Here is a 6,583-nt window from a genome sequence, read left to right on the forward strand (position 1 = left end):
CACAGCGCCCCATATCCACTATAGTTTTACCTTTTTTCGACACTTTACCCGTGGACGACCGTTACCCCCGAGACCAGGAAGAAATCTACTCGCACCGCATGAAGGCGGGCAAGCGCACGTATTTCTTCGACGTAAAAGCCACGCGCGGCCAGGACTACTACCTCATCATCACCGAAAGCAAACGCCGCCCCGGTGGCGACCCCGACGGCCCCGCCAGCTACGAAAAACACAAGATTTTCTTGTATAAAGAAGACTTCAACAAATTCATCGATGCCCTGCACGACGCCGTGGACTACGTGCGCGAAGAGCTGCTGACCGAAGAAGAAGTAGCTGAGCTAGACCGCCCGCGCCCCGCCTACGACGGCGAGCAGCCCACCCGCCCCGAAACCCAGCAGCCGCCCCAGCCGGCCGCCGACCTCGGCGACACTACCTACTAACAGCCTGACTACCCACGAATAAAAACACGACCAAAAAACGAAGCGGCCCCGGCGCGCCGCTGCCCCACCGGGCAGCGGCGCGTTTTTGTATAGCCCCGCCACCGCCGCCCGGCCGTACCTTTGCAAAATGAGATGAGAGCAACTCATAACTCATAACTCACAATTCAAAACTCAACAAAATGGGCCTCCGCTGCGGTATTGTCGGCCTGCCGAATGTCGGCAAATCCACGCTTTTCAACGCGTTATCAAACGCCAAGGCCGAGTCGGCCAACTACCCTTTCTGCACCATCGAGCCCAACGTGGGCGTGATAACCGTGCCCGACGAGCGCCTCCAAATCCTGGAAGCCCTCGTGAACCCCAAGCGCGTGCTACCCACCATCATCGAGTTTGTGGACATCGCCGGCCTGGTGAAAGGTGCGAGCAAGGGCGAAGGCCTGGGCAATAAATTTCTGGCCAACATCCGCGAGGTCGATGCCATCATCCACGTGGTGCGCTGCTTCGAAGACCCCAACATCGTGCACGTGGCCGGTGGGGTAGACCCAGTGTTTGACAAGGACGTGATTGACACGGAATTGCAGCTCAAAGACCTGGAGAGCGTTGACAAGAAGCTCATCAAGAGCGAGCGCAGCGCCAAGGCCGGCGACGCCGTGGCCAAGAAGGAAGTAGCGGCCCTGCACAAATTCAAGGAAGCCCTCGAAGGCGGCCAGAATGCCCGCGCCGTGCAAGCTGCCGCCGACGAGCTGGAGGCCGTGGCCGACTTGCAATTGCTTACCATCAAGCCCGTTATCTACGTGGCCAACGTGGATGAGGCCAGCATCGCCACCGATGGCAACAAGCACGTAGCCGCCCTGCGCGAGCACGTGAAAGCCGAAGGTGCCCAAGTAGTGCTTGTCTCGGCCGCCATCGAGTCGCAGATTGCCGAGATGGAAGACCCCGAGGAAAAAGCTATGTTCCTGGGCGAGTATGGCCTCACCGAGTCGGGCTTGAATAAGCTCATCCGGGCCAGCTACGAGTTGCTCAACCTCATCACCTATTTCACGGCCGGCGTGCAGGAGGTGCGCGCCTGGACCATTCACCGCGGCGACAAGGCCCCGGCGGCGGCCGGCGTCATCCATTCCGACTTCGAGAAGGGCTTCATCCGCGCCGAGGTTATCAAACTGCCCGATTACCAGGAGTATAAGACGGAAGTGAAAATCAAGGAAGCCGGCAAGATGGCCGTGGAAGGCAAGGACTACGTGGTGCAGGACGGCGACATCATGCACTTCCGCTTCAACGTCTAGACCGCAGATTCAAACGGATTTGTAGGATTAAACGGATACGCCCGCTGCGCGGGCTGATTACTTGAACGCAGGGTAGCCTTCGGCTAACCTCACAAGAGTTGGCGAAGCCACTCCTGCGCTCGAGTAATCAGCCCGCGCAGCGGGCGTATCCGTTTAATCCTACAAATCCGTTTGAATCTGCGGTCTATTTGGCTACTATCTTGTATAGCATGCCTTTGCTCAGCCGGTCGGTGGTTTGCATGCCATTCAAAATGGCGATTTCCTCGTAGCGCTTGGATGGCACGCCGTTAGCAGCTAGCGCCGAGGCCAGCGTAGTAGCACCGGTGGCAGTTTTAATGCGAATGCGTTCGCCTTGGCGGTTCAACTTGTCAGCCTCGGTGAGGCGCTGAAATCCCTGGGCTACGTTGTTGAACTGCGGGGCGTAGGTACCAAACGACGCCGTGGGCGCGAGGCCAATGAGGCCATACACCGACTTGCCATCCTGGATGAGGTAGGCGCGCACGTGGGCCGGCGTGCTTTGCTGGCTGCTGGCGGCCTGGTCGCCCTCCACCACTACAGCCGGAAAGCTGTTGATGGTCGTTTGCTGGGCGCTAGGCGAGTTGAGGCCCAGCTGCTTGGCCAGCGACTGCGCGGCGGCATCGAGCGTGCCGGTGCCGGCCGGCACCAGCGCGATGATGGCTTTACCATTGGGCTCGGCCATCTGGAATTGCTCGGGCGAGTTCTGAGTTTTCCAGCCGCTGGGGATGGGCAGGCGCAGCTTTTGCTCGGGCAGGTAGAAGGTGCTGTTTTCCACGAAGCCCTGGCGCGGGTCTTCGCCGTAGGGCAGCCCGTCGATGGAGCGCAGGTAGGTGTCGCGGTTCACGGTGAGGGCGCGGCCGCCCACGCTCTGCTTGGCCTGGGCGGCGAGGCCTTTCACGCGCTGGTAGCGGTCGGCCGAGTTGGGGTGCGACGACAGGAAGCCGGGCGTGCTACCGCCGCCGCTGGCTTTTTCGGTGCGCTCCAGGGTCAGGAAGAAGTCGGCCATCTGGGCCGCGTCGTAGCCAGTTTTGGTCGAGTATTTCACCCCAAGCTGGTCAGCCTCATTCTCCGCGTCGCGGCTATATTTTAATAGCCAAACGCCCGCACCCTGCGACAGCGGCTGCGCCAGTGAGGCCACCGTTTTTGAGGCCATTGAAGCTACTCCCAACACCAAGCTAGTTATGGTGCTGCGCGTCTGCTGCTTCTGCCCGTGGCGGGCCGTGATGTGGCCCAATTCGTGCCCCAGCACGCCCGTAAACTGCGCCTCATTATTAAAATAGGCCATGATGCCGCGCGTGAAGTACACGTGCCCGTCGGGCGTGGCAAAAGCGTTGATAATGGGCGAATCGACGATGGTGAAGCCGTAGTCGCCGGGGCGGTCCGAGATGGCCGTCATCTGCTTGCCCTGCTTGGCAATGTACTGTTGCAGCTTAGGATTTTCAAACAAGCCGAACTGCGCAATCACTTCAGGGTCAGGCTTGGCGCCTTGCAGGGGCGCGGCCACGGCGGTGGTGGGGTGGGCGGGGGTGCGTGGCACCAGCGCCGCTAGCGGAAGTAGGGCCAGCGCGAGCGCGCCAGTGCGGAAAAAAGTAAGAGCCATGAGCGTAAAAGAAGAGCTTAACTGAAGCCTGAACGCAAAGGCCGGGGGCCGGGTTTGCGTGGGTATTGGCTCGGATTGTGCAAGAATGCGGCCAAGCGCGCCGCGCCGCTTCACAGCCGACTTACGCGGGCGGCGTAGTTTTGTGAACTGCCGCTTTTTAAGCTTATTCGTCTTATGCCCTACTCTCCCTTCTGGCTGGCGCTGCTGCCGGCCGCCGCCCTGCTCGGGGCGGGCACGGCCCCCGCGGGCGGCCCCAAAGTGCCGCCCGGCAAAATCAAAAGCGTGTACGTAGCCACGCCGCCCACCATCGACGGCCAGGCTACGGAGTGGACCGACTCGCTGCAATACGACGCCAACAGCAAGATGCAGTACGGCGTGCTCAACGACGGCCGCACGCTGTATTTGCGCGTCAAAATCAACGACATGCCCACGCAGGCCAAGTTTGCCTACCTCGGCACGGTGGTGTGGCTCGACAGCACTGGCCGCAACCAGCAGCAGCTCGGCATCCGGTACCCGCTGCCCGTTGACCTCGAATCGTTGCCTAAAGGCGAGCAGCGCCCGGCCGGCGCAATGGGCCCCTCGGCCGCCGAGCGCCAGGCCGACCACCAGGCCCGCCTGCGCCAGGTGCTGCTGAATTCCAAGGAAATGGAACTGCTCAACTTCCGGGGTAGTAAGGAGCCCGTGTTGGCAGATGCGCAGTCGCTACTCGGCGTGAAAGCCGCCCTCGCGCTCGACCCGCAAGGCAACCTCATTTACGAGTTGGCCGTGCCGTTGCGCCTCATTTACAAGCGCGTGCCTAATCTGGCCGCCGGCCAGGCCGCTACAGTAGGCGTTACGCTGGCCGGTATGAAGCCCAAGATGCCAAAATCAGATAACTCCTCCGACCCTTATAGCGCCATGAACAGCGGCGGCATGGGCGGTGGCTACGGCCGGGGCATGGGCGGCGGTATGCGCGGCGGCCCGCAGTACACGTTCAGCACGTTTAACCTGCGCACCAGCGCGCAGCTGGCAGATAAGTAAGTAACGTTGGTTGTATAACCGACAACGCCTGTCATGCTGAACGCAGTGAAGCATCTCTACCGCACCGTTGGACGGACCCAAACGGTGCGGTAGAGATGCTTCACTGCGTTCAGCATGACCCGATTTATAAGGAATTCCTACCGAAACAACCCTTGCGCAAACATGTACAAATCGTGCCGCCACACCGGCCACGTGTGGCCGCCCGGATACTCGCTGTACACGTACTTGATACCCAGCTCGTCAAATTTGGCGCGCATGATTTTGTTGTTGGCGTAGGCAATATCCTCCGGCCCGCCCATCGACAGCCACAGCGGCTTCAGGTTGGTGTTGAGGGTAGCCGCGTTGGCTTTCATGTAGGCGTACTGCGGGTCGGAAAGCTGCGGGTTATTGCCAAAAAAACCAGAGCTGAACACGCCCAGCTGACTGAACATGTCGCTGTTGCGCACGCCGGCATACAGCGTTTGCAGGCCGCCCATCGAGAGGCCCGCGAGCGCCCGGTTTTGGGCATTAGCCGCCACGCGGTAGTTGCTTTCTACTAGCGGCAATACGCTCTGCTTGAGCTCATTTTCGAAGGTGCGCAGCGTGTTTTCGCCGAAGCCGGCCAGGCCGCCGGGGCCGCCTACGTTGCCATCCATCATGACGATGAGCATGGGCTTGGCTTTTTGGGCGGCTAGCAGGTTGTCGAGTATCAGGTCGGTTTTGCCTTGTTTCACCCAGCCGGTTTCATCTTCGCCGCCGCCGTGCAGTAGGTACAGTACCGGGTATTTTTGGGTGGTGTTGCCGTCGTAGCCGGGCGGCGTGTACACGTACATGTCCCGCCACGAGTTGGTGACTTTCGAGTAGTAGCGGCGCTGCCGCACCTCGCCGTGGGGCACGTCTTGCTGGGCGTAGAAGGCGCCGTTGCGCGACGGAATTTCGATGCCGCTGGCCATGCGGCCCATGCCGTAGAAGGTATCGCTTGCGGGGTCGGCCACGGGCAGGCCGTCGAGCAGCAGCGAGTAATAGTGCAGGCCCTCGCTGAGGGTATCGGTGGTGGCAGTCCAGTAACCGTCGGTGCCTTTGGTGAGGTCGTATTTGCGGCCCAGGTCCACTTGCACGCGCTGGGCATCAGCGGCTTTGAGGCGGAACGACGCCCGGTTGTCGGGCAAAATCTGGGGGTATTTGGCGTTGCGTACGTTGGTGGCGGCGGGCGCGCCCAGTACCGTGTAGCTAGGCAGCGCGGCCACGTCCACGGGCTTGAACAGGAACTGCGAAAACATGTACAGTCCATTTTTCCAGACCTTAAAGTCGTGCCCGCCCGGCTCGATGTAGTACACGTGCGGCACGCGGTGCTGGTAGAGGTAGTCGTGCGTGCGCTGGCTCACGGAGAGCAGCCCGTCGGCGTCGCCGCACTCGAGCCACAGCAGCTTGAGCATCTTCCGGGCCTTGGCCGGGTCGGGCACTAGCTCGGCGGGCTGCTTGGTATTGGGCGCAGCCGAAAACTCGCCCACCCAGGCAAACTTATCCAGGTTGCCCAGCCCGAAATTCAGGCTTTGCCCACCACCCATCGACAGGCCCGCGATGGCGCGGTTTTCGCGGGTAGTGAGCGGCTTATACGTTTTTTCGATGTAGGGAATGAGGTCGTGCAGCAGGTCTTGCTCGAAGTTGGCGAAAGCCGCCACCTTGTCGGGACCGTAGATATTGCCCACGGCCCGGTCGTCTTTCATGGCCCGGCCGTTGGGCATCACCACCAGCATGGGTTGCAGCTTGCCCTCGGCGTAGAGGTTGTCGAGTATCACCTGCGGCTGGCCGCCGCGCAGCCACTCCTTTTCGTCGCCCCCGATGCCGTGCAGCAAGTACAGCACCGGGTATTTTTTCTTCTTAGAATAGCCCGGCGGTGTGTACACCAGCGCCTTGCGCGTGGTGCCCACCGTGGCCGACGGGTAGCTGATACTGTCGATGCGCCCGGCCGCAATGCCCGTCCGCGGCTGGTCGAAGCCCGCCGGCGGTTGCTTGAGAATGGGGGTTTGCTGGGCCAGGGCGCTGCCGGCGGCTAGCAGCAGTAGGCCGAGGGTCTGGCGGAAGGGGAGTTTCATGTGGGGGTGGGAGTGGCTGGTTTTTGGTGGTTTTTGGCTCGTCGCTCGGGGCACCTCACCCCCCGGCCCCCTCTCCAAAAAAGAGGGGGAGCCGACCGCTAATGGACGTCAGCTTACGTCAAAAAGGCGTCAGGCTCCCCCTCTTTTTTGGAG

Annotated in this window: 5 protein-coding genes; 3 read left to right on the forward strand and 2 right to left on the reverse strand. The window is 61.3% G+C overall.

From position 1 onward, the window contains the following. Positions 1–50 precede the first annotated feature (50 nt). Together VFO93_RS12565 and ychF are read left to right on the forward strand one after the other, a co-directional pair. Entirely contained in the window at positions 51–437 is a 387-nt protein-coding gene (locus VFO93_RS12565) for a DUF3276 family protein (protein WP_325134722.1), read from the forward strand. A 179-nt stretch (positions 438–616) separates the two neighbouring features. Then, the gene (gene ychF, locus VFO93_RS12570) at positions 617–1,717 is read left to right on the forward strand and encodes a redox-regulated ATPase YchF (RefSeq protein WP_325134723.1); all 1,101 of its coding nucleotides are present in this window, start codon (positions 617–619) and stop codon (positions 1,715–1,717) included. Between the two features lie 184 nt (positions 1,718–1,901). On the opposite strand, the gene VFO93_RS12575 is transcribed toward ychF, so the two are convergent. Beyond that, entirely contained in the window at positions 1,902–3,335 is a 1,434-nt protein-coding gene (locus VFO93_RS12575; RefSeq protein ID WP_325134724.1) for a M48 family metalloprotease, read from the reverse strand. A 174-nt stretch (positions 3,336–3,509) separates the two neighbouring features. Between VFO93_RS12575 and VFO93_RS12580 the strand changes: the two genes are divergently transcribed. Further along, entirely contained in the window at positions 3,510–4,355 is an 846-nt protein-coding gene (locus VFO93_RS12580) for a hypothetical protein (RefSeq protein WP_325134725.1), read from the forward strand. 137 nt (positions 4,356–4,492) lie between these two features. Here the strand turns inward: VFO93_RS12580 and VFO93_RS12585 are convergent, their stop codons facing one another. Continuing rightward, positions 4,493–6,430 (reverse strand): alpha/beta hydrolase-fold protein, encoded by a 1,938-nt coding sequence (locus VFO93_RS12585; RefSeq protein ID WP_325134726.1) that lies wholly within the window; start codon positions 6,428–6,430, stop codon positions 4,493–4,495. Positions 6,431–6,583: the final 153 nt, after the last annotated feature.

Origin of the sequence: Hymenobacter sp. (assembly GCF_035709525.1) — a bacterium.
Taxonomy (GTDB): domain Bacteria; phylum Bacteroidota; class Bacteroidia; order Cytophagales; family Hymenobacteraceae; genus Hymenobacter.

Coding starts and splice junctions, on each gene's coding strand:
- ychF (WP_325134723.1), top strand. CDS start 617: ATGGGCCTCCGCTGCGGTATTGTCGGCCTGCCGAATGTCGGCAAATCC.
- VFO93_RS12575 (WP_325134724.1), bottom strand. CDS start 3,335: ATGGCTCTTACTTTTTTCCGCACTGGCGCGCTCGCGCTGGCCCTACTT.
- VFO93_RS12580 (WP_325134725.1), top strand. CDS start 3,510: ATGCCCTACTCTCCCTTCTGGCTGGCGCTGCTGCCGGCCGCCGCCCTG.
- VFO93_RS12585 (WP_325134726.1), bottom strand. CDS start 6,430: ATGAAACTCCCCTTCCGCCAGACCCTCGGCCTACTGCTGCTAGCCGCC.